At 60.6% G+C, this 21588-nt stretch carries 16 protein-coding genes; 13 read left to right on the top strand and 3 right to left on the bottom strand.

Going from position 1 to position 21588, the window contains the following annotated elements; all coding sequences use genetic code 11:
- Nucleotides 1-358: 358 nt before the first annotated feature.
- From ACILSQ_RS25060 to ACILSQ_RS25110, 11 genes are all read left to right on the top strand, one after another.
- Entirely contained in the window at nucleotides 359-1588 is a 1230-nt protein-coding gene (locus ACILSQ_RS25060; RefSeq protein ID WP_395746421.1) for an MFS transporter, read from the top strand.
- 92 nt (nucleotides 1589-1680) lie between these two features.
- Nucleotides 1681-3048: a DUF1501 domain-containing protein gene (locus ACILSQ_RS25065; protein WP_395746422.1), complete on the top strand. Its 1368-nt coding sequence runs from the start codon at nucleotides 1681-1683 to the stop codon at nucleotides 3046-3048.
- Nucleotides 3049-3081: 33 nt separating this feature from the next.
- Nucleotides 3082-4482: a hypothetical protein gene (locus ACILSQ_RS25070; protein ID WP_395746423.1), complete on the top strand. Its 1401-nt coding sequence runs from the start codon at nucleotides 3082-3084 to the stop codon at nucleotides 4480-4482.
- An 8-nt stretch (nucleotides 4483-4490) separates the two neighbouring features.
- Nucleotides 4491-5852, top strand: coding sequence for a polysaccharide deacetylase family protein (locus ACILSQ_RS25075; protein ID WP_395746424.1), 1362 nt, complete (start codon nucleotides 4491-4493; stop codon nucleotides 5850-5852).
- Nucleotides 5853-5967: 115 nt separating this feature from the next.
- Nucleotides 5968-6723, top strand: coding sequence for a ThuA domain-containing protein (locus ACILSQ_RS25080; protein ID WP_395746425.1), 756 nt, complete (start codon nucleotides 5968-5970; stop codon nucleotides 6721-6723).
- A gap of 6 nt (nucleotides 6724-6729) precedes the next feature.
- Nucleotides 6730-8208, top strand: a complete 1479-nt coding sequence (locus ACILSQ_RS25085) for a hypothetical protein (RefSeq protein ID WP_395746426.1) — start codon at nucleotides 6730-6732, stop codon at nucleotides 8206-8208.
- Between the two features lie 5 nt (nucleotides 8209-8213).
- Nucleotides 8214-8972 (top strand): hypothetical protein, encoded by a 759-nt coding sequence (locus ACILSQ_RS25090; protein WP_395746427.1) that lies wholly within the window; start codon nucleotides 8214-8216, stop codon nucleotides 8970-8972.
- A 17-nt stretch (nucleotides 8973-8989) separates the two neighbouring features.
- Complete coding sequence (locus ACILSQ_RS25095; protein ID WP_395746428.1) at nucleotides 8990-9760, top strand: ThuA domain-containing protein; 771 nt, start codon at nucleotides 8990-8992, stop codon at nucleotides 9758-9760.
- Between the two features lie 20 nt (nucleotides 9761-9780).
- Nucleotides 9781-10686: a hypothetical protein gene (locus ACILSQ_RS25100; RefSeq protein ID WP_395746429.1), complete on the top strand. Its 906-nt coding sequence runs from the start codon at nucleotides 9781-9783 to the stop codon at nucleotides 10684-10686.
- Nucleotides 10687-10770: 84 nt separating this feature from the next.
- On the top strand, nucleotides 10771-11580 hold the full coding sequence (locus ACILSQ_RS25105) for an SDR family NAD(P)-dependent oxidoreductase (protein ID WP_395746430.1): 810 nt from the start codon (nucleotides 10771-10773) through the stop codon (nucleotides 11578-11580).
- A gap of 58 nt (nucleotides 11581-11638) precedes the next feature.
- Nucleotides 11639-12496, top strand: a complete 858-nt coding sequence (locus ACILSQ_RS25110; RefSeq protein ID WP_395746431.1) for a fumarylacetoacetate hydrolase family protein — start codon at nucleotides 11639-11641, stop codon at nucleotides 12494-12496.
- A gap of 440 nt (nucleotides 12497-12936) precedes the next feature.
- Here the strand turns inward: ACILSQ_RS25110 and ACILSQ_RS25115 are convergent, their stop codons facing one another.
- Complete coding sequence (locus ACILSQ_RS25115; RefSeq protein ID WP_395746432.1) at nucleotides 12937-16893, bottom strand: DUF6797 domain-containing protein; 3957 nt, start codon at nucleotides 16891-16893, stop codon at nucleotides 12937-12939.
- Nucleotides 16894-16939: 46 nt separating this feature from the next.
- Here ACILSQ_RS25115 and ACILSQ_RS25120 point away from each other — a divergent pair, with 46 nt between their 5' ends.
- Nucleotides 16940-17254: a hypothetical protein gene (locus ACILSQ_RS25120; RefSeq protein WP_395746433.1), complete on the top strand. Its 315-nt coding sequence runs from the start codon at nucleotides 16940-16942 to the stop codon at nucleotides 17252-17254.
- Entirely contained in the window at nucleotides 17254-17658 is a 405-nt protein-coding gene (locus ACILSQ_RS25125) for a type II toxin-antitoxin system VapC family toxin (RefSeq protein WP_395746434.1), read from the top strand. The genes ACILSQ_RS25120 and ACILSQ_RS25125 overlap by 1 nt, the downstream gene beginning before the upstream one ends.
- A 20-nt stretch (nucleotides 17659-17678) precedes the next feature.
- Here ACILSQ_RS25125 and ACILSQ_RS25130 read toward each other — a convergent pair whose 3' ends face one another.
- Both ACILSQ_RS25130 and ACILSQ_RS25135 read right to left on the bottom strand, forming a co-directional pair.
- Nucleotides 17679-21032 (bottom strand): PVC-type heme-binding CxxCH protein, encoded by a 3354-nt coding sequence (locus tag ACILSQ_RS25130; protein WP_395746435.1) that lies wholly within the window; start codon nucleotides 21030-21032, stop codon nucleotides 17679-17681.
- Between the two features lie 110 nt (nucleotides 21033-21142).
- The gene (locus tag ACILSQ_RS25135; protein ID WP_395746436.1) at nucleotides 21143-21544 is read right to left on the bottom strand and encodes a GxxExxY protein; all 402 of its coding nucleotides are present in this window, start codon (nucleotides 21542-21544) and stop codon (nucleotides 21143-21145) included.
- Nucleotides 21545-21588 lie beyond the last annotated feature (44 nt).

The following is a 21588-nucleotide window of genomic DNA, read 5'->3' on the forward strand; positions in this document are numbered from 1 at the left end:
GTGCGAGGACGCAACGAAGGCGTGGCGGAGCGGCGAGGCAGACGCTGCTGGAGGGAACGGCGTGTGAAGAAGGCGCTGGGTTTGCTTCCCAGAAGGATACGGCGTGTACCAGGGTAGCCTCGCCAGAGCTCGGCAACCCTTCGCTATGATGCGGAAGGCACGTTGGCCTTCAAGGCGGGAGAATTATTCCATTATGCAAAGCTGAATAGAATCAATGTCGTTAAGTTCAGTGTTGGGATGGATTTTGAACTCAAGATTTACAACGCAAATGGCCACGGAGATCCGCGAATTTTCAAGAATAATGAACTCACGCAATCGTGTTGGGATGGCGTAGCTTGATGACATTGAATTTAAAACCATGAGTGCTGCGCAACGCTATCTTGTCCTCGTCACAGTCTTTCTGGGGCTCGTCTTTGATGGCGTGGAGCTGGGGCTGATGCCGGTGGCGTCGCTGTCGGTGTCGAAGAGTTTGCTGGGGGCGAGTTTTACGGCGGAGCTGGGAGGCGAGTGGTTTGCGCGGTTTACGGCGGCGCTGATGCTGGGTGCGGCGATCGGTGGGGTGGCGCTGGGAGCGCTGGGGGATCGGGTGGGGCGGACGCGGGCGATGGGGGTGTGCGTTTTGTTTTACTCGGTCTTTGCGGCGATGGGGGCATATGCGCAGACGCAGGAGCAGATGCTGGTGCTGCGATTTATGGTGGGGCTGGGGGTGGGCGGGCTGTGGCCGAATGGAATAGCGCTGGTTTCGGAATGCTGGTCGAGCGCTTCGCGGCCGCTGGTGTCTGGGGCGATGATGGCAGGGCTGAATGTGGGCATCCTGGCGCTGTCTCAGGTGGCGCGGCAGTGGCACATCACGCCAGAGTCGTGGCGATGGGTGTTTCAGTTTGCGGGAGTGCCTGCGTTGCTGGGAGTGTTTGTGCTGGTGGTTTTGCCGGAGTCGCCGAAGTGGCTGGCGGCGCGTGGGGCGGCGAAGGGGCCGGTGACGCCGCTGCGTGAATTGTTTCAGCCGGGCTTGATCCGGTTCATGGTGGTGGGGATTTTGTTGAGTTCGATCCCGATGATCGGGGCGTGGTCGGCGAGCAAGTGGATGATTCCGTGGGCCGACAAGATCGCGGGTGCAGCGCATGGGGACTACAAGGCTGCGACGCAGGGATGGTGGGCGCTGGGGGCGACGCTGGGAAGTCTGCTGGGCGGGCAGTGTGCGATCTGGCTGGGGCGGCGGCTGAGCTACTGTGTGATCAGCGCGGCGACGGTGAGTATCACGTATGCGATGTTTCAGATGACGGCGCCGCTGCAGGCTTCGTTTCATCCGATCGTGTGCGCGCAGGGATTTGTGGCGACGCTGTTTTTTGGCTGGCTGGCGCTGTATCTGCCGGAGCTCTTTCCGACGCGGGTGCGGGCCACGGGCAGCGGGCTGGCGTACAACTCCGGACGGTTTGGCACGGCGGCGGGCATCCTGGCGGCGGGGTTTCTTTTCAAAACGCTGGGGGGTGATTATGCGAAAGTGGGCGCGATCTGCGCCTCGATCTATGCGCTGGGCATGGTGGTGATCTGGTGGGCGCCGGATACGAAGATGGAAGACCTTGCGTGAGGGCATGGCGCAGTGATTGCTGTGGTGCGCGAAAGAAAGGGGGCTGAGCGCGATTATTTGAAAGCGGTCTGTCAACTCAACGCTGATCCATCATGCTCAAGATCCTTGCCCCGGCTGAATCGCGCAGCGCCTTCTGCGATGGTGTTTCGCGACGTAACTTCATCAAGATCGGAGGACTGGGGTCGGTGGGGCTTTCGCTGCCCAAGCTGCTGGCGCTGGAAGATCAGGCGGGCATCCGCAACTCGCACAAGGCGGTGATTTTGGTCTATCTGGTGGGCGGGCCGCCGCATCAGGACATGTTTGATCTGAAGCCGGATGCGCCGCGAGAGATTGCGGGGCCGCACAAGCCGATCGGGACGAATGTGGATGGCATTCAAATCTGCGAGCTCTTTCCGCGGATGGCGAAGATGATGGACAAGTTTACCGTGATCCGCTCGCTGGTGGGTGCGCAGGCGGGGCATGATGCCATTCAATGTTACACGGGCTTTCCCAACCGGACCGGGACTGTGCCGCCTGGAGGATGGCCGCAGTTTGGCAGTGTGGTGGGAAAGCTGCAGGGGGCGCATGATCTGGCGGTACCACCCTTTGTGAGCATGTGCTACGAATGCACGCACGGCCCCTACAACGAGCCCGGACCGGGTCTGCTCGGCTCTGCCAGCGCGGCCTTCCGGCACATGGGGCCGAGTCGTGGCGACCTGACGCTGCAAGGCATCACGTATGACCGGCTTTCGGATCGCGCGAAGTTGCTGAGGAGTTTTGACAACTTCCGGCGTGATGTGGATTCCAGCGGAAGGATGGAAGCCATGGACACCTTTACGCAGCAGGCCATGGGTGTGCTGACATCGTCAAAGCTCGCGGACGCGCTCGACCTTTCCAAAGAGGATCCACGGATCTGTGAACGCTATGGCTCGGGTGACACGGTGAAGCGCATCGACGAAAACGGTGCGCCGCGTGTGCCGCAGAGCTTTCTCGCCGCACGGCGGCTCGTGGAGGCCGGGGCGCGAGTGGTGACCGTGAACTACAGCAAGTGGGACTGGCACGGTGGCGCGAACAACGACATTTTTTCCCGCGAGCGCGAGGATTTCCCCATCTTTGACAAGGGCATCACGGCGCTGGTGGAGGATCTGCATCAACGCGGGCTGGACAAGGACGTCACGGTGCTGGTGTGGGGTGAGTTTGGACGCACGCCGATCATCAGCAAACAGACGGGGCGTGATCACTGGCCGCGTGTGGCGATGGCGCTGCTCGCAGGCGGCGGGATGCCGAACGGCCAGGTCATCGGCTCAACGGACCGCCTGGGTGGTGAGGCAGACAGCCGGCCCGTCACGTTTCCAGAGGTCTTTGCCACGCTGTACCGGAACCTGGGCATCGACGTGAACACGACGACCATCACCGACACGAAGGGGCGGCCGCATTACCTCGTGGAAAACGGCGCTCAACCGATCCGCGAACTGATTTGATGAAGTTCGGGCGTTTGGGGCCGTACGACTGGGATGAGATTTTTGACCATCCTCTGCATCGTATCCGCAGTGTCCGCGCTGCATGCCGCCGAGTTCCGCGCGGGAGCGGCGACGAGCAACATCACGCCTGAACTGGGAAGCTCAATCAACGGGGGCTTTCAGGATGGCAAGGCGGTGTTCATTCACGATGAACTGAATGCGCGGTGCGTGGCACTGGATGATGGAAAGACGAAGCTGGTGCTGGTGGTGGCGGACAGCTGTGTGATCGGGCGCGGGATTTTTGATGAGGCGAAGAAGATGGTGAATGAGGCGACGGGTGTGCCGATGGAGAACATGATGATGTCCGCGACGCACTCGCATTCATGCGGCACGGCGCAGGCGGTGGGGCAGAGCGAGCCGAGCCCGATTTATCAGCGGTTTCTTGCGAGGCGCATGGCCGATGGGATGCGCTGTGCGCTGGACAATCTGGCACCGGCAAAAATCGCGTGGGGGACGGTGGATGTGCCGCAGCATGTGTATAACCGGCGGTGGAAGATGAAGCCGGGGAGCATCCCACCCACGCCGCATGGTGTGACGACGGATCAGGTGAAGACGAACCCGGGTGTAAACAATCCGAACCTGGTGGAGCCTGCGGGGCCGACAGATCCGCAGGTGAGCTTTATCAGCGTGCAGTCGGTGGAGGGGAAGCCCATCGCGCTGTATGCGAACTACTCGCTGCATTATGTGGGCGGCGTGGGGCCGGGGCACATTTCGGCGGATTACTACGGGGCGTTTGCGAACCGTGTGGGAGAGCTGCTGGGTGCGGAACAGCAGGATCCACCGTTTGTGGGGATCATGTCGAACGGGACGAGCGGTGACATCAACAACATCGACTTCCGTGGAGGGCAGGCGAAGGAGGGGCTGTATGGGCGGATCAAGATCGTGGCGAATGATGTGGCGCAGGCGGTGGCGGGTGCGTGCAAGACGCTGACGTATCGTGACTGGGTGGAGCTGGGTGTGGCGCAGAAGGAGGTGAAGCTGGGGCTACGCATCCCGACCGAGGCGGAAGTGGAAAAGGCGCGAGCGGTGACGAAGCAGTCCAAGCTGTTTCCGCGGATGGAGACGATGGAGCAGGTGTATGCGCGGGAGACGGTGCTGCTGGCGGATTTTCCGAGGGAAGTTTCGGCGCCGCTGCAGGTGATGAAGATTGGGGAGCTGCGGGTGTCGGCGATTCCGGCGGAGGTGTTTGTGGAGATCGGGCTGGGGCTGAAGAAGCGGCATGCGCAGACCTTCACGGTTTCGCTGGCGAATGCGTACCATGGCTATCTGCCGACGCCGGAGCAGCATCAACTGGGCGGGTATGAGACATGGCGGGCGAGGTCGGCGTGTCTGGAGGTGGATGCTTCGACGAAGATCGTCGCGGGGCTGGAGGAATTGTTTGAGAAACTGAAGTGAACCTCCGCATGAAGGCAATCGCTGCTTTTGTCCTGGGCTTGTTTGCAAGCGCCCTTCACGCTCAATCGCCAGATCTGGGCGGCGTGAAGGTGGCGTCCGCTGATCCCTCCAGCGAGGCCGCCATCACCGCCGTGCTTGCCGCGCCATTCAAGCTGCAGATCAGCGTGGCTCCCCATGCGGAGGCAAGGCCGCAAACGATCCGTATCGACCTGCCGAACAGCGGCCCCAAGGCCTGGCCAGCCGCTGATGTGGAAGTGCGCGATGCCAGTGGAAAAGCGCTGCTGGTGCGTCGCTCGGGCATCGAGTGGTTCAAGCTGCTCGTGCCGCTGCCTGCCGGTGTGACGAGCTGCGTTGTTGAGGCGGTCCCGCCTCCCGGAGGCTGGGTGAAGCCGACACCGGAAAAAAGCCGGGCCATCGAAGATCCCACCAGCGGCGTGAAGATGCGCATCGCGAAATGGCATGATGGCCGGGATGCGGCTTTGAGCATCCGCTTTGACGACTCACATCCCACGCATCTGAGCAAGGCGGCGCCCATTCTCGAAAGCTATGGCTTTCGCGGCACCTTCATGATCAATCCCGGTGCATCCGAACCAGGAAGCCGTCGTGTTTCCGAATTTAATCAGCAGCGTGCGGCGTGGGAAGCGCTGGCGAAGCAAGGCAAGCATGAATTCGCCAACCACTCGGCGCATCACCGGGGTGGATTGGGGGATGCGGACATGGAGGCGGAGATCGGCGAGGCCGCGCAGGTGATCTGGCAGATGACACCCGGAAAGAGCAGGCTCACCGCATTGAACCTTGGCGGCGGCACGCGCTGGGAGACCACGCGCTCCCTGCGCTACTACCTCGACAAGTATCACCATTTCGATGCCTCAGAAAACAGCACCGGCATGGACGACAGCTATGGCAATCGTGTCGAAAATTTTCGCCGGATTCTGCAGCAGCACCTCCAGCGCGGCCTCTGGTGCCGCATTCACTATCACTACATCGGCGAGGGGCTCAGCAGCAGCGAGGCGAACTTTCGTGCGGCCATGGACATCGCCAAAGAGCATGAGGCTAAACTCTGGATCGCAGGCATGGCAGACATTCATCAATACATGACGGAGCGAGATGCTGCGAAGCTCGCTCTGATCAAAGCGGACGCGCAGCAACTCAGCTTCAAACTCACCTGCGCCACTGATGCCGCCCTCTACGACCAGCCGCTGACGATCGAAATGGTGCTGCCGCCAGCATGGAAGCTGCCGAATGTGAGCATCAAAGATGCGAAGGGAAGCGTCATTCCCACAATGCCAGGCAAGCTCGAAGGTGCTGACGCGCTGCGTTTTGACGTGCCTCCGCGTGAGGCGGAATATTTGATCTCTGTGAACCCATGATCACGCCATGGAACGAAATGCCCCGCTGAATCTCCACATGTCAAAGCGTATGGTGAATGGACTGTTATCAATGCCAAACTCGATCCCTCATTTTATCACACCCTCATTTTCTGCCATGAGATGCATCCTTCTCTGCCTCGCCCTTTTCACCTGTGCTGCGTCCGCGGCGAACATCGTCATCATGACGGTGGAAGATCCGAACAACTATGAGTCCCCGAGGACGATGCGGGAGTTTGCGGAGAAGGAGCTGAGGCCGCTGGGGCATCGGGTAACGATTGTGGAAGGGGACAAGCCGCAGATGCATCACTTTGCGGGGCTGGTGGAGGCGCTGAAGGATGCGGATCTGCTGGTGCTGTTTTCACGCAGGCGCTTTCCGCCGAAGGAGGAGATGGCGGCCATCAAGGCACACCTGGCGGCGGGCAAGCCGCTGCTGGGCATTCGCACGGCGAACCATGCGTTTTTGCCGAAACCGAACGAGGTGGTGGATGCGAGTCTGGCGCCGTGGCCGGAGTTTACGCATGAGGTGCTGGGCGGTGAGAACACGGGGTATGAAACGAAGGGGCTGCCCTACAGTGTGAGCGCGCCTGCGGGGGTGAAGACGCCGATTCTTGAGGGAGTGAATGTGGCGGAGATCCGGGGATATCAGTCGATGTACAAGGTGCTGCCGCTGGCGGCGGATGCGACGCCGATTTTGATCGGCACGGCGCAAGAAGGCGCCAGCACACCGCCGCAGCCGGTGGCGTGGATGCGCACGTATGGGCCTGGGAAGGCGCGCATTTTTTACACGAGCCTCGGTGCGCCGGAAGACATGCGCAGCGCGGATGTGCAGCGGCTGCTGCTGAATGCGGTGGCGTGGACTTTGAAGAAATAAACTGTCATGAAATGGATTTGTTTTCTCTTGCTGGCTTGTGCTGCCACGGCGCGGGCTGAAATGCTGGCGGGTGTGGCGAAGGTGGATATCACGGACCGCAAAGGGCCGGTGAATGACCCGTGCTTTGCGAAGGCGCTGGTGCTGAAAAGCAGAGGGACGACGGCGGTGGTGATCACGCTGGATGCGGTGGCGGTGGGAGGCATCGGACGCATTGGCAATGGATTCATGGCGACGGTGCGGCGCGGGCTGCAGGAGCTGGGCATTGCCCCGGAGAATGTGGTGGTGAATGCGAGCCACTGTCATGGGATTGTGCGCGGGGATCTGGAACCGCTCGTTGTTCAGGCGGTGAAGGAGGCGGCGGGGAATCTGGTGCCGGTGAAGGCTGGCAGTGGCGTGGGATTGGAGACGCGCATCAGCGAAAACCGGCGGCTGAACATGAAGGACGGCAGCATGGTGGACATGCGGCGGGCGTACTCGATGCCGCTGGATGAAGCGGTGGCGGGCGTGGGGCCGATCGATCCGCAGGTGGGCGTGCTGAGGCTGGATCGCGCGGATGGCACGCCGCTGGCGGTGCTGTATCAGTTTGCCTGTCATCCGATCATGAACCCGCCGAGCAAGGGATGCTCGGCGGACTATCCGGGATTTGCGTCCAAGGTGATTGAAGAGGCGACGGGAGCGATGGCATTCTTTGTGCAGGGCTGCGGGGGAGACATCAATCCTGTGCGGTATAAGGAGGTGACGCGGGCGGCGGATGCGGAGCCGCTGGGGACGATGCTCGGGGCGACGGTGATGGCGGCGATGCGGAAGATTGAGACGAAGGGTGATGGTGTGCTGAGGGTGAGCAATGAGACGGTCAGCGTGCCGCGCGCGGCGGATTATGAGGCACGGATTGCACGAATCGAAGCGGAACAGAAGAAGCTGACGGCGGCGCTGAAGCCGACAAACATCAATTTCAAGACCTTCCTGCCGCTGCTGCTGCAGCACAGGCTGTGGCCGGACACGCCTTCGCATTATTCGCAGAGCTATCTGCATGATGAAGCGCAGGGGCGGAAGGGGATTTCGCAGCTCGATGCTGACAACCGGGTGCTGGTGGAGAGCTATCTGGCGAACATCGAGATCATGGAGCGGCTGACGCGGCTGAATGCGAATCTGGGGCTGCTGAAGATGCACCTGAAGCAGACGCAGGAGGCGGGCAAGGCAACGCTGGATGCCGAAGTGTGCGGACTGCGCGTGGGGGATTTCAAGCTGGTCACCTTTCCTGGAGAAGTGACGGTGCAGGTGGGGCTGAACATCAAGAAGGAGGCGAAGGATGCGGGCGCTTTCGTTTCGGGATACACCAATGGATATATCTGGTACACGCCGACGGTGGAGCAGCGGCTGAACAGTGGCTATGCGCAGGAAGACTGCGACACGCTGGTGGCACCGGAATGGCAGAAGATTTTTGAAACGAAGGCGCTGGAGGTGTTGAGCAAACTCGGCCAATGAACTGCATGAAATCAGCACCTATACTTTTGTTTATGACATGGGCCTGCGGTGCCCTGGCCGCGGAGGAACTGCCGAAGACACTCATGACGACGCGGGGCAAGCTGCTGGTGAGCGAGGACTTCACGCCGCCGCTGGCAGCGGTGACGGGGAAGCCGGTGGGATTTGCGAGCGGGTTCACCGGCTGGCGGTATAATGCGGGGCCGGTGGGTGGAAAGTCGGGGCATTGGAAACTGGCGGATGGGTGCTTTACCGGAGTGGAGAGTCCGACGGCGAATCATCCGGCAACGGCGTCGTTTGGGTTTCAATTCACCGACGCCATCATTCAGTGTGAGGTGAGGCTGAATGATGTGCCGGATGAGGGGCGGAAGTATCGGTCGCTGTTTATCAAGGCGACGGATGTGAAGGATTATGTGATCGCGCTGAGCATCGGGCCGGGCGGGCTGTTTTTGATTCCGTATGATGCGGAGCGCATCAATCCTGCGACCAAGCAGCGGGAGAAGGGAACAACGAGCCGCGTGCAGGCACAGGTGAAGCTGAACGAATGGCACACGGTGGTGCTGGAGATCAAAGGCGAGGAGGTGGTGGGGACGCTGGATGGGAAGAGCACGACCCTGGCCAATCCGCTGATTGGCGTGGCGAAGCACAGCCTCATGCTGGGCGCCAGCACGGAGGCGAGCTTTCGCCATCTGCGTGTGTGGGAGGCTTTGCCGAATGCGGAGTGGGCGACGGCGAAGGCGAAAATTTCAGCAGCACCGAAACCTTGAACCAACTTTGAATTCCTATGAAACGATCATTCCTTCTTCGCACTTTGCTTTGCTTCGCGTTCGCATTCGGATGGCAGGTCCAGGCGGCAGAGCCACCGCACATTGTCATCATGATTGGCGAGGACGAGTACCATACCTGGGAGACACTGCCGGAGTTTGCTGCGAAGGATTTGAAGGAAGTGCCTTATCGCGTGACGGTGGTGCAGGCGGATGCGGCGGATAAGAATCAGTTTCCGGGATTTGTGGAGGCGATGAAGGGTGCGGATCTTCTTTTGATCAGTGTGAGGCGCCGCACTCCGCCAACGGAGGTGATCGATGCGGTGCGTGCGCATCTGAATGCCGGGAAACCACTGGTGGGGATTCGTACGGCGAGCCATTGCTTTGCGCTGCGGCCGAAGGAGCCGGAACCGAAGGCGGGGCTGGCCATCTGGCAGGAGTTTGATCACGAAGTGCTGGGCGGGAACTACACGGGGCATTATGGAAAAGATCCGGCGAAAATCACGCTGGTGCCGGGTGCTGAAGCGCATGCGATTTTGAAGGGAGTCACCGTGAGTGAATTGATCGGACATGGTGGGCTGTATAAAAACACACCGTTGCAAGAGGGGACGACACCACTGCTGAAGGGAACGCTGCCAGGCGCGGAGACGGAGCCCGTGGCGTGGACGCATTTGTACGGTGAGAAGAAGGCGCGCGTGTTTTACACCTCGATGGGGCATTGGGATGATTTCAAGCTGCCCGCCTTCCGGCGTTTTCTGCTGAATGGCATCGCATGGGCTTTGGAGAAGTGAGACGGGTCTTGTGATCTGACATGCGCGCCTTTTTGTTCTTCACCTTTTCGATGGGGCTGCTGCATGCGGCGCCTGTGCCGCAGGTGCATCAGGAGGGGAAGATCCGCGTGTTTTACCAGACGGAGGGACAGCACGCGGTGGATGCGACGGATGCGAACAAAAACGGTGTGCCGGACCAGGTGGAGGACGTGCTGACGCAGGTGGTGGCGGCGCGTACGCTGTTTGTGGAGGTGCTGGGATTTCCTGATCCGCTGCAGACGGAGCGGTTTCGCACGGCGAGCTTCATTGACATCAGTTTCCGGCACAAGGACGTGCTGAAGTCCAACGGCGTGGCGTATGACGAGCTGCAGCGATACAACAGGCCGGGGGATCCGAAGGGCACGCTGAGCATCGGCTTCACGGTGGCGACTTCGGTGAAGGCGGCGACCAATCTGACGCCTGCGCATGAGTTTTTTCACCTCATTCAGAACAGCGTGACCTATTTTAAGAACAAGTGGTTTACGGAGGGGACGGCGCGGTGGTCTGAAAAAGGGCTGGGCCTAGGCGGACTGGGGCCGGCGAAGATTTTGAGCGCGTGGCCGCTGCCGGAGGAGCAGGCAAAGACAGTGCTTGGGATGGCGTATGAGGCGTCGGATCACTTCTGGAATCCGCTCGCCGCAAAAGCTGATGAGAAAGGCGTGATTCCTGAATCACCAGCCCTCGCGCGAGTACAGGAGATGCGCTATACCGACGGTACACCGGTGCTCAAGGACCTGAAGCTGACGGGATGGAAGTTTATCCGCGAAGTGCTGCTGGCTCTGGACAGGGCGGATGATGTGGCGTTTCGCGAGCTGGGGTATGAGCGGTGGTCGGAGGAGAATCAGAGGTCGCCGAAGAACAACGTGTACCTCATGAAGTGCGTGCAGGAGGTGCTGGCGAAGCAGTGACGGTTTTGTTTTTCTTGGGTGAGGCCTTGAGCATTGCTGCGTGCTCGCCATAGGAAGCGGCTCCCCCAAACCACCCTGAAAAATATGCGACTTCAAGACCAGGTCATTCTCATTACGGGCAGCACCACCGGCATCGGTGAATTCATGGCACGGCGATTTGTTGCCGAAGGCGGCAAAGTCATCCTGCACGGCCGTGATGCGGCGCGAGGCGAGGCTTTGTGCAAGGAGCTCGGCACGGACAAGGCGGCCTTCTGCCAGGGAGATCTGGCGGATGCGGCCTACCCAGAAAAGCTGGCGAAGGATGCGATCGCGGCGTTTGGCAAGGTGGATGCGCTGGTGAACAACGCGGCGCTGACGAATCGCGCGAAGATCGGCGAGACGGATGCGGCGATGTTTGACCGCATCATCGCGGTGAATGCGCGTGCGCCGATGCTGCTCATCCGTGCGCTGCTGCCGGAGTTGAAGAAGAACCAAGGCGTGGTGCTGAACATTGGCTCGGTGCTGGCACACTGCGGTCAGGCGAATCTGCTGGCGTATTCGATGTCCAAGGGCGCTCTGATGACGATGACACGTAATCTGGCGGATGCGCTGGGCACGGACCGCGTGCGTGTGAACCAGCTCAATGTGGGCTGGACGCTGACGGAGAACGAATACCAGGTGAAGCTGGGCGACGGGCTGGGCGAAGGCTGGCCGGACCGGCTGCCTGCGTACGCGGTGCCGATGGGCCGGCTGCTGATGCCGGAAGACATCGCCGCGGCGGCCGTTTACTGGGTCGGGCGCGAGAGCTTTCCTGTCACCGGCACGGTGGCGGAGCTGGAGCAGTACCCGCTGATTGGCAGATACACGAACCATGAAGGTGATCCGCTGAAGCAGCAAGATCACGAGAAGAAATGACGAAACCAGAATGGCGAATGACGAATTGAGACTGAGAACCGCATACTAAACAACTGACATGAAACTGATCCGCTTTGGAAATCCTGGAGAAGAGAAACCTGGCCTGCAGCTTGAGGATGGACGCCGCATTGATGCGTCTGCTTTTGGTGGGGACTATGATGAGAAGTTTTTTGGTGGTGATGGGCTGGAGCGTCTGGCGGCTTGGGCGAAGGCCAATGCGGCCTCCGCGCCTACGGTGAGTGCTGAGACGCGGCTGGGGCCGTGCATTGCGCGGCCGAGCAAGATCATCTGCATCGGGCTGAACTACAGTGACCATGCGAAGGAGAGCGGCATGCCGATTCCGGCGGAGCCGATTGTGTTTTTCAAGGCAACGAGCGCCATTGTGGGCCCGAATGATGATGTGGTGATCCCGCGCAACTCAAAGAAGACGGACTGGGAAGTGGAGCTGGCTTTTGTGATTGGCAAGAAGGCGAGCTATGTGTCTGAAGCAGACGCGATGAGCCATGTGGCGGGGTATTGCGTGCACAATGACTACAGCGAACGTGAGTGGCAACTGGAGCGCGGCGGGCAGTGGGTGAAGGGGAAGAGCTGCGACACGTTTGCGCCTATCGGGCCGTTCCTGGCGACGAGCGACGAGATTCCTGATCCCCAGAATTTGAAACTGTGGCTGAAGCTGAACGGCAAGACGATTCAGAACAGCAGCACGGCGCAGATGATCTTTGGCGTGCAGAAGCTGGTGAGCTACCTGAGCCAGTTCATGAGCCTTCTTCCTGGAGACATCATCACTACTGGCACACCTCCCGGCGTCGGTCTCGGCTTCAAGCCCGATCCGGTCTTCATGAAACCCGGCGATGTCATCGAACTTGGCGTCGAGGGGCTGGGTGTGCAGGGGCAGACGGCGGTGGCGGCTGCGTAGCGGAGGGCTGAGGTGAATAGCGCTCGGGTAGGCTGAGTGCTTTTCGCTTCGGAGTTCCGGAGGATGGGCAACGAAGATTAGGGGTAAAAAAATTTCCAGATCTCAGAGTTGGAATTTTTAACCGACTGGTCTTTTGCCCGCTCTGGCGGTGGAGAGAGGCTTTCTGAATTCGATGCCGTTGGGGAAGGCCGCTGTGATTCGATGCGGTGGAGCAGCCAGACCTGACGGGGCGGCGAGGCAGACGCTGCTGGTGAGCGCGGTGCATGAAGAAAGCGCTGGCTTTGCTTTCCGATTTGACTGCCTAAACCCAGGGTCGCCTCGCTTAGGCTTCCTCCTTCGCTCCGAGAGCTTCGGAGGACAAGCTGGCTGACCCTGGGCTGTATTACGCAGCCCTTTCAGGGCTGAAGAAACAGACTCCATTTTTAATGGATGCGGTAGTATTACTCGACCTTCAGAACACCGTTCATGACCATCCAGTGACCGGGGAAGGTGCAGAGGTAGGGGTAGTCGCCTTTCTCTTTGGGGGCGGTGATGTGGATGGTGAACTGCTCCTTGGGATTGGTCATGTCCGTGTAGGCGAGGACGTCGGGGGAGTCGGGGACGTAGTGTTTGGCGAGGCCCTGGGGATCGGTGATCATGAGGTTGGCGAGGTTGCCGATTTTTTGCAGGGTGCCGGGCTTGGCGAGCATCCAGTTGTGCGGGACGACGTCGGGGTTCTTGAAGACGATGGTGAGTTTTTCGCCGGGTTTGGCAGTGAGCTTTTTCTGCACGTATTGGAGACCGAGAGCGGCTTCGATGATCACCTCGCGGCCGCCTTCGCCTTTGGCCCAGGGGTTGGGCTTGGCTGACTTGGGAGCCTCCATGCCGATCTGCGCGGCGTGGTTGGTTTTGGCGATTTTGGCGTAGCCGGGGAATGCGGTGAAGGGTTCGGCCAGGGCGTGGGCGGTGAGGAAGATGTCGTGGCCGGTGGTGAGGTGCAGATGTACCTGGCTGGCGGTGACGAGCTGGGGGATTTCGAGGAAGAGGGTTTTGCCGCCGTCGAGCTTTTGCACGCTGTGAATTTCGAGGGGATCGTGGCCGGGAGTGTCGGCGTATTTGACGGAGTATTCGGGGGAGCCGTACTGTGCGCCGTAGCGGTAGTTCCAGCATTGGGCGAAGCAGGTGGCGGCGTCAGCCTCTTTGACGGGCTGGTTGAAGCGGAGGAGGACGCCGTTGTCTCGGGCCTCGAAGGCGATGGGGACGGGTTTCTCGCCCCCGGTGAAGCGGACGCGCTGGAAGCAGCCGTCCTTGGGTGTGTAGCTGCCCCAGCCCTGCATGCCATTCACATACAGGTGGCCGTCGTTGGGATTGAAGCGGGCGCATTGCGGGCCGGAGTCGAAGTTTCCGCTGATCTTGAACGCAGCGGCCTGCCAGCGGCCTTTGACGTTTTGACGCATGGCGAGCCAGGCACCGCCACCGCCGGAGGAGAGGTGGATGAAGTTGTCATCGCCTTTGAGCGAGGCCCATTTGTCGCCGGAGATGAAGGCCTGGCTGCTGGCGCTGTTGTCTTCGCCGCGTGGGAGATACATGAGCACGGGTTCGGGGGGCTGGCCGTTTTTGGGGCCGCCGGCGCCGAAGTGAGCGCCGAGATTGTGATCGAGTTCGATCTGGAAGATGGAGGAGGCGGGAGTCCAGTCGCCCTCCTGGCCGCTGGTGGTGATGAAGCGGCCGTCTGGGGAAAGACCGAGGCCATCGGGATTGCGGAAACCGGTGCCGAGGACTTCGAGCTTGTCGCGGCCGGTGATGCGGCACACGCCTTGATTGCCGGAGGCGAAATACCAGCGGCCTTCCTTGTCGGTTTCGAGGCCGACGATGAAGTCGTGGCCGCCGGGGGAGGTCTGCATGGCATTGGTGACGCACTCGTAGAAGTCGGCTTCGTCATCGCCATTGAGATCGTGCAGGCAGGTGATCTGATCGCGGCCGAGGACGTAGAGTTTGTCCTTCACGATCTTCATACCGAGGGGCTGGTTCAGGCCGGTGGCGAAGCGCTTCCAGCGGACTTTTTCGAGCTTCTCATCGATGCCTTTTACGAGCCAGACTTCGCCGGTCATGGTGGCGATGGCGGCGGTGCCATCGCTGAAGAAGTCGTGGGCGGTGATGAAGAAGAGGGTACCGTAGGGATTCTCAAAGGGGAGCTCGATGGTGTCGGTGGCGAAGGGCTGCTGGGTGCCGAGCCTGCCTTTGGTTTCGAGCCATTGGGGCCATTGGGCGGGGCCGCCTTTGGTGAGGCCGGCAAACTTCTCAGGGGCTTGGTGTTCGTTCGTTGCGGTGGAAAGAAAGGGACGACCTTCCAGTGAATAGGAAAAGATCACTTCTTTGCCGTGACGGTAGAAGCCGTGATAGACACCGGGACCATCGGTTCCTGGGTGTTGGTCATATTTTCGAATCAACTTTCCGTCCATTGCGGCTCCGCCCATAAATCCGTGGCGTGCGTCGCTGAGTTTGATGAAACCGCCGGACCATGTCACGAGGAAGGAAAGTGTTTCTGGATCGAAAGCGGCGGCATTGTTGCCATATCGAACGCATACGGCTTTCGGAATCGTCAGGCCCGCGCCTTTGAAGACGCAACTGAACACGCTGCCGTGGTCCTGGGCAGCAAAGCGGCCATCCTTCCACGTGACCTGGTCGTTTTGATTGCCCCAGTGGCCCTGCTGGCCGCCATCGAGGCCGGGGAACTGGGGGATGAGCTCGGGCAGGGGCTTCTGCTTCATGAACTGCAGGGCCTGCTTGCCGTAGAAGTCGAAGATGCGCTCGCGGCTCACAAATTCCTGCCAGTGGACGTTGTCCTCAGGATGGAGCGGTTTGCGGTCGGGTTTGAATTCGGCGGGCTTGGGTGCGGGTGGTGGGAGGAGGGCGTCGAGGTTGTCGAAGTCCCAGAGGCCGAGGGTGTTGTCCATGCGGAGGCGCGGACCGGGAGCGCCTTTGCGGGGCTTCATGGCGCCGCGAGAGAGGCGCACGTCATCGATGATGCCATCACAGCCGATGCTGTGATCGACGAGGCTGCCGAAGGCGATGCCGCCTGCTGTGGAGTTGCCGGCAAGGGGTTTCGCGGGCTTTTCGAGCACCTGTTTGCCGTCGATCCAGAGGATGAGGTTGGTTTCGCTGACGCTGGCGTGGAGGTCGTGCCATTCGCCATCGCAGATGTTGACTTGGGAATCGAAGTCGCCGCCGCGGCCGGGCATGTAGAGGGCGAGCGTGCCGCGCTTGGCGTGAGTGTAGAGTTCCCAGTGGGTGGCGGAGGATTTGGCGTCTGAGGCGATGAGGATGTTGTAGTGGTCTTTGCCAGTGAGCTTGGCGCGGCACTCGATGGTGAGGGGCAGGGTGCGGTAGGCTTCGTTGTCCTTTTGGAAGTAGCTGCCTTTGAGGGCATTGCCGAATTCCTTGCTGAGGGAGGGCACGCTTTCGCCAACGACGGTGAGTTTGGTGGTGATGGCTGGAGTGGCGGGTTTGTCGGTCCAGGTGCGGTACTTGGGCTTGGGGCCGGGGGGATTGTCGTCGAGCTGAGGGATGAGCCAGGCGAGGCCGTCGAGGTTGTCGAGGAGGCGGCCTTCGGCGTCTTCATCGGTGTGATTGAGGATGCCGATGGGGCCGCTGTAGCCGCTGGCGCGGACGACGCGCAGCACTTTCACATCTTCCGTGCCGACGCCGAGTGGAAGGATTTTGCGGCCTTTGGCTTCGCCGTCGATGTCCATGCCGTTGAGATTGAAGCAGAGCAGATGCGGCAGCATGCGCGGGAAGATTTTGGCGAGGCGGTCGAGATGGCCGTGGCCGTGATGGAGATTGTACACCATGCCGATGTTCTTGATGCCTTTGGCTTTGAGGGCCTCCACGATGGCGATGGCGTTTTCGGGTTCGCCGTACCACCAGCCGTGATTGTAGAGAGCGACCTGGCAGCCGAGGGGGGCAGCGGCTTCACAGATGGGCTGAAGGCGTGCGACTTCTTTGGCGATGCGTGCCTGCTGATCGGCCTCGTCTTTGACCTGGATGCTGCCACCGTGGCCGTTGACCCAAAGCTGGGGATGCACGTTGTGGCGTTTGAAAAGCTCGAGCGTTTGTTTGGCCTCGTCATTGAGCGTGGTGGGGAACCACCAGCCCATGAGCTCGATGTGGTGCTTTTTGAGGGCGTTCAGTTCGTCGTCCCACTGCGGGATGTGCTCCTTGCGGTAGTCATAGACGAGTTTTTTGACGCCCATTTTTTCGAGCATGGCGGCGCGTTCTTCGGGGCCGCGCTTGGCTTTGTCGAAGGGGACGATGCACCAGGCAGCGAGGTTGGATTTTTCGAAGAGGTCGGCGGCGCGCATGGCGGCTGAGTTGCCGAGGAGCAGGACGGAGAGAAAGAGCGAGCGGAGGGGGGGCATGAGAATTGACGTTGGAAAGTGAGATGAGGAGTATTAGAATGAAGCTGTGACAGTCACCAAAGGCATTTATCAAAACGGCAGTGTCTCACTGCTGACGGCGGTTTCGTGGCAAAACGGTACGACGGTAGAAGTCGTAGTGCCTGAGAGCGATGAAGTCAGCGCCGATGGCTCGCCGTGGCCGCGCACCGACCAGGAACGGGAGGAAAGGGCGAGCATGCTGGAGGAAACACCTGCCGTGTTTGATTCCGAAGAAGCGGCCAAGGAGTTTGAGCAGGAAATGGCTGCAGTGCGTCGGGAGCACCTCAATAAGCAGGCAGAATCAACCGCACGAGAGGAGCGCATTGCGCGATCTTTTGACTGATGCGCTACCTGCTCGACAGCGGAATCCTGAGCGATTTTATTCAGGCGCGGCAGCCGGTCATGAGCCGAGTGGTCGCCGCAGTGCGTGCGGGGCATGTGATTGGCATTGGGACGCCCGTTCTGGGCGAATTCATCGCCGGTTTGATGAAGAGCAGTGATCCTGCGAGGAACCTGCAAAGGCTGAACCGCAAGATTGGACATCTGCGGCTGTGGAGTTATGATCGGAGTGCCGCCGAGGCTTATGGTGATGTCCAAAATGATCTGCGAACACGGGGCCTGCTGATCCAAGTGATTGACATGCAAACGGCGGCGATTGCCAAGGCGCTTGGCAATTGTGTGGTTGTCACCAAGGACAGTGATTTTCAGCGCATCCCAGGACTGGGCATCGAGGACTGGTCGCTCTAAAAAATGGCAGCAGGGCAGTCTCATTCCAGAGTGATGTCATACACCAGTCGCAGCGTTTCGCCTTTGGGGATGGTGAAGGGGGTGGGTTTCTTTTTGGCGTCGGGGGTGCCGGTGGGATTGATGACGAGGACGCCGTAGTCGCGGGCGTGGCTCCAGCTTGGGCGGGAGGATTCGGTAGAGGGGGCGATGCGGATGGCGGCGGTGTCGGTGCCGTAGCGCCACCATTGTGCGGGCTGGCCCCAGCATTGTTTTTCATCGCGCTGGCTTTTGCTGTTGGTGATGTGGCCGGTGCCGGTTTTGACGCAGAGTGCGCCGGACAAGCGGACGCCTAGGCCGGCTTCCTCCTGGGCGGCGATGGTGATGTCGTGCTCAGTGCTGCCGAGCTTCGTGTCCCAGTGGAGGGCGACGTTTTTGTCCTGGAGGGTGAAGGAGTAGGTGGTGGTGTCGCGGCAGATTTCTTCGCCTTTGGCGCTGAGCCAGCGGTTGATGACGGTGAAGCTGTGATCGGTGATGTCTTTGATCTCGGCCTGCACGACGTGGCCTTCATTGCGCCAGAAGTCGGTGCCGTTGATGCCGCCGAAGGCGAGCCAGAGGCCGGGGTGCATGTCGGGGTGGTCCTGGGGTTCTTCTTTTTGAGGTGGGAAGCTGCGGGTGAGCTGTACGCCGGAGCGGTTGCGCAGGTTCATCCAGAAGGGGCGCTTTACGTCGGGATGGCGGGTGACGTATTCGGCGACGGGCTTGCTGTTGTACAGCACGCGCAGTTTGGTTTCGTGTTCCTCGATGCAGAAGCCTTTCACGGCGTCGCCATGGAAGCGGAGGGGATTGGAATCGGGGACGGGGGTGACTTCGGAGCCGTCTTTTTTATGAGGGCTTTTGTCGGCGGTTTTGTTGTCCGGCTTCTTGTCGGATTTTTTTGGCTGCTGCTTGGCACCTGCTTTTTGGGTGAGCAGCCATGCGGCGATGTCGGCGCTGTTTTGGGCGCTGAGCACGGAGCTGAAGGGAGGCATGGCGGAGATGGGGAGGGTCTCGTGCTTGGTGATGTCTGCGCGCATGATGCGGGCGCGCTGGCCGGTGATGAGGCCGAGGGTGACGGCGAGGCCGCTTTCGTCGAGCAGCACGCCGGTTTGCACGCCTGCGGCGGTGGTGATGACGTGGGAGTTGAAGCCTTCGGTGATGACGGCGCTGGGATCGAGGATGGACTGCAGCAGATGTTTGGCATCTGCGCGGTCGCCGATGCCTGTGAGGTCGGGGCCGAACTGGTTGCCGCGGCCGGAGATGTGGTGGCAGAGGATGCAGCCTGCGCCTGCCTGATGAAGCGCGAGAAGGCGGCCGCGCTCGACATCGGCGGTGGGTAGAGCGGCCATGGCCGCCTCCAGCGTGGTGGGGGTGGTGATGGGTTCGCGCGTCGGTGGTGTGCCGGTGATGGGGGCGATGTTGGCGCTATTTACACCGAGGCCGCGGAGCTCGATCTTCTGGCCTGCGCCGCTGTTCATCTTGATCCAGTGCTCGGCGAGGTGGCGGGTTTCTTTGTCTGCGTCTGAGAGCAGAGGTTTCACGCCTTCTTCAGTGAGTGCGCCGTCTTCGAGCAGGGCAAGGAGGGCTGCGCGACGAACGCCGCCGCGTGGGTCAGCGAGGAGCTGTTTGAGTGAAGCGGTGCCAGCGAGATCGCGGAGGGCGCGCCATGCGCTGTAAAAGGTGAGGCGGTCGGATTCGTTTGCGGCGACTTCGACTAAGGCGGGGACGCTTTCAGCGCGATGCGATTGCCACAGTGCCTGCACGGCTTCGAAGCGGGTGCGGGCGTCGGAGGCTTTTGTTAAAGCGATGATGGCGGGAGACGAAGTGTGGCTGAGGATGCGGAGGGATTGAATTCGGAGATTGCCGGGTGTTTGAAGGGCGGACTCGAAGAAGGCGGTTTCGCCCAAGCGACCCAAGGCCCATGCAGTCCAGGTTTGCTGGCGGGTGGTGAGTTTGTCGCTTTGAAGGGCGGTGATGAGTTCCTGTTTGGCGCTGCTGCCACGGCGGATGATTTCTTCCTGTGCGTTGACGGTTTGGGCGGGAACGGGGCTGGCCAGGGTGGAGATCAATTCGGTGATGGACTGGTCTTTGAGGGGCTTGGTGGGAAGAGCGGGCGCAGCAGAATTTCTTGCGATGATGCGATAGACGCGGCCTTCGCTGGTCATCTGGCCGGAGGAGTCGTACTCAGCGCCGTAGCCGCGGCTCCAGCTCATGCAGTAGAGGGCGCCGTCGGGGCCGAAGGAGATGTCGGTGGGGCGGAAGAGGGATTTGCCGCCAGAGATGAAGGGCTCCCATTCGCCGCCTTCGCATTGCATGAGTGCGCCGTTCCATTTGGGTTTGAAGAGGAAGGTGGTTTTGCGCAGCCAGTCGTTGATGAAGAAGACGCCGCGATGCGTGCCGAGATCGCCGAAGGCGACGCCGGTGCCGCTGCCGTGGAAGACATCGTGACTGAGGGGGACGGTGGGCAGGTGGTCTTCGCCGGTCCACGAGCTGCTCCAGGGATGGTTCCAGCCGAAGTGTGCGCCGTAGAAGGGCATGAAGACGCGGTCGCCTTCGTTTTGATCGTTGTCGGTGCCGATCCAGTTGAAGCCGTCGTCCATGCCGATGTCCCAGGGATTGCGGAAGCCGCGGGAGACGATTTCGAGATTCGCGCCCATGTCCTCGCAGCGGAGCACGCCGCCCATGAGGCCCCAGTCGTCTTTGGGGTCGTGGTAGGTGTGCTTGTAGGTGGCGGCGGTGAAGGTCTGCGGCTTGGTGGCGGGCGTTTGCGTGGGCTGGCCGAAGAGTTCGCGGAAGGGCTGAGGCGCGATGCGGTCGGGATTCTTGGGGTCGTTCAGGCCCTTGGAGTTGCCCTTGCTCATGTAGAGGCGGCCATCGGGAGCCCAGACGAGGCCGTGCAGACCGTGCTCGAGGTTGCCGAGGTCGGTGAAGACTTTGATGTATTCATCGGCCACGTCATCGCCATCGAGATCGCGCACGACGGTGAGGTCGGGTGAGTTGGCGATCCACAGATCGCGGCCATGCCAGGCGAGGCCCTGGATGGCATTGAAGCCGGTGGCGAAGGTGTGCGTTTTGTCAGCTTTGCCATCGCCGTTTTCATCGGTGACGATGACGACGCTGTCGCCGGGGGTGTCGGGCTTGGGATTGCGATACTGCGGACCCATGCCGATGCAGAGGCGGCCTTTGGCATCGAAGGCCATGGAGCAGGTCTGACGGACGAGCGGCTCCTGCGCGAAGAGGGAGACTTCGTAGCCGGAGGGGAGGGATGGAAGGGCTTTTAGATCCGCGCCGGTATCCACCATGTCCGCGTGGAGAGAAGAAAGCGCCAGCAGCGGCAGGGCGAGCTTGAGGGATTTCATGAGCGGCTACTTGGCTGCTTAGGGGTTAGCGGGTTTGATTTTGGCCTACGGAACACACGGAATACACGGAAAGGATCAGAAGTCGGAGGCGGAAGGGCTAGGGCTGGTTGTCAGGCTGGGCCGCAATAGCCGTCGGAGTTGAGGAAACGTTCAATTTGGATTTTTGGGTAGTGTCCAAAATTGATGAGCAGGCCGAGTTTCAGTCCGCTGGCTTGGAGATAATTGATGATCTGGGCGCGATGCTCGTCGGTGAGTTTCGGTACTGCTTTGAGTTCGAGGATGATGATGCCGAAACAGACGAGATCTGGGATGAATGTGTGTCTCAGACGACGGCCCTTGTATGTGAGCGGAAACTGTTGCTGTGGATCGTAAGGAATGCCTTGGAGTTCCAATTCGGCTTCGAGACATTCTTGATAGATTGGCTCGGTGAATCCACAGCCCTTCAACTTATAGACCTCGAAGCAGGCTCCGCGTATGCGGAAGGATTCTTCAGGGTAGATGAGGTTGCTCATGACGGATTGAATGGCCTACGGATTACGCTGGAAGGCGGAGTTGA

The organism is Prosthecobacter sp., assembly GCF_044227185.1.
In the GTDB taxonomy this organism is placed as follows: Bacteria; Verrucomicrobiota; Verrucomicrobiia; order Verrucomicrobiales; family Verrucomicrobiaceae; genus Prosthecobacter.

What these genes read in the sequence shown, in the direction of transcription:
- ACILSQ_RS25060 (WP_395746421.1), top strand. Translation starts at nt 359, where the DNA reads ATGAGTGCTGCGCAACGCTATCTTGTCCTCGTCACAGTCTTTCTGGGG.
- ACILSQ_RS25065 (WP_395746422.1), top strand. Translation starts at nt 1,681, where the DNA reads ATGCTCAAGATCCTTGCCCCGGCTGAATCGCGCAGCGCCTTCTGCGAT.
- ACILSQ_RS25070 (WP_395746423.1), top strand. Translation starts at nt 3,082, where the DNA reads ATGAGATTTTTGACCATCCTCTGCATCGTATCCGCAGTGTCCGCGCTG.
- ACILSQ_RS25075 (WP_395746424.1), top strand. Translation starts at nt 4,491, where the DNA reads ATGAAGGCAATCGCTGCTTTTGTCCTGGGCTTGTTTGCAAGCGCCCTT.
- ACILSQ_RS25080 (WP_395746425.1), top strand. Translation starts at nt 5,968, where the DNA reads ATGAGATGCATCCTTCTCTGCCTCGCCCTTTTCACCTGTGCTGCGTCC.
- ACILSQ_RS25085 (WP_395746426.1), top strand. Translation starts at nt 6,730, where the DNA reads ATGAAATGGATTTGTTTTCTCTTGCTGGCTTGTGCTGCCACGGCGCGG.
- ACILSQ_RS25090 (WP_395746427.1), top strand. Translation starts at nt 8,214, where the DNA reads ATGAAATCAGCACCTATACTTTTGTTTATGACATGGGCCTGCGGTGCC.
- ACILSQ_RS25095 (WP_395746428.1), top strand. Translation starts at nt 8,990, where the DNA reads ATGAAACGATCATTCCTTCTTCGCACTTTGCTTTGCTTCGCGTTCGCA.
- ACILSQ_RS25100 (WP_395746429.1), top strand. Translation starts at nt 9,781, where the DNA reads ATGCGCGCCTTTTTGTTCTTCACCTTTTCGATGGGGCTGCTGCATGCG.
- ACILSQ_RS25105 (WP_395746430.1), top strand. Translation starts at nt 10,771, where the DNA reads ATGCGACTTCAAGACCAGGTCATTCTCATTACGGGCAGCACCACCGGC.
- ACILSQ_RS25110 (WP_395746431.1), top strand. Translation starts at nt 11,639, where the DNA reads ATGAAACTGATCCGCTTTGGAAATCCTGGAGAAGAGAAACCTGGCCTG.
- ACILSQ_RS25115 (WP_395746432.1), bottom strand. Translation starts at nt 16,893, where the DNA reads ATGCCCCCCCTCCGCTCGCTCTTTCTCTCCGTCCTGCTCCTCGGCAAC.
- ACILSQ_RS25125 (WP_395746434.1), top strand. Translation starts at nt 17,254, where the DNA reads ATGCGCTACCTGCTCGACAGCGGAATCCTGAGCGATTTTATTCAGGCG.
- ACILSQ_RS25130 (WP_395746435.1), bottom strand. Translation starts at nt 21,032, where the DNA reads ATGAAATCCCTCAAGCTCGCCCTGCCGCTGCTGGCGCTTTCTTCTCTC.
- ACILSQ_RS25135 (WP_395746436.1), bottom strand. Translation starts at nt 21,544, where the DNA reads ATGAGCAACCTCATCTACCCTGAAGAATCCTTCCGCATACGCGGAGCC.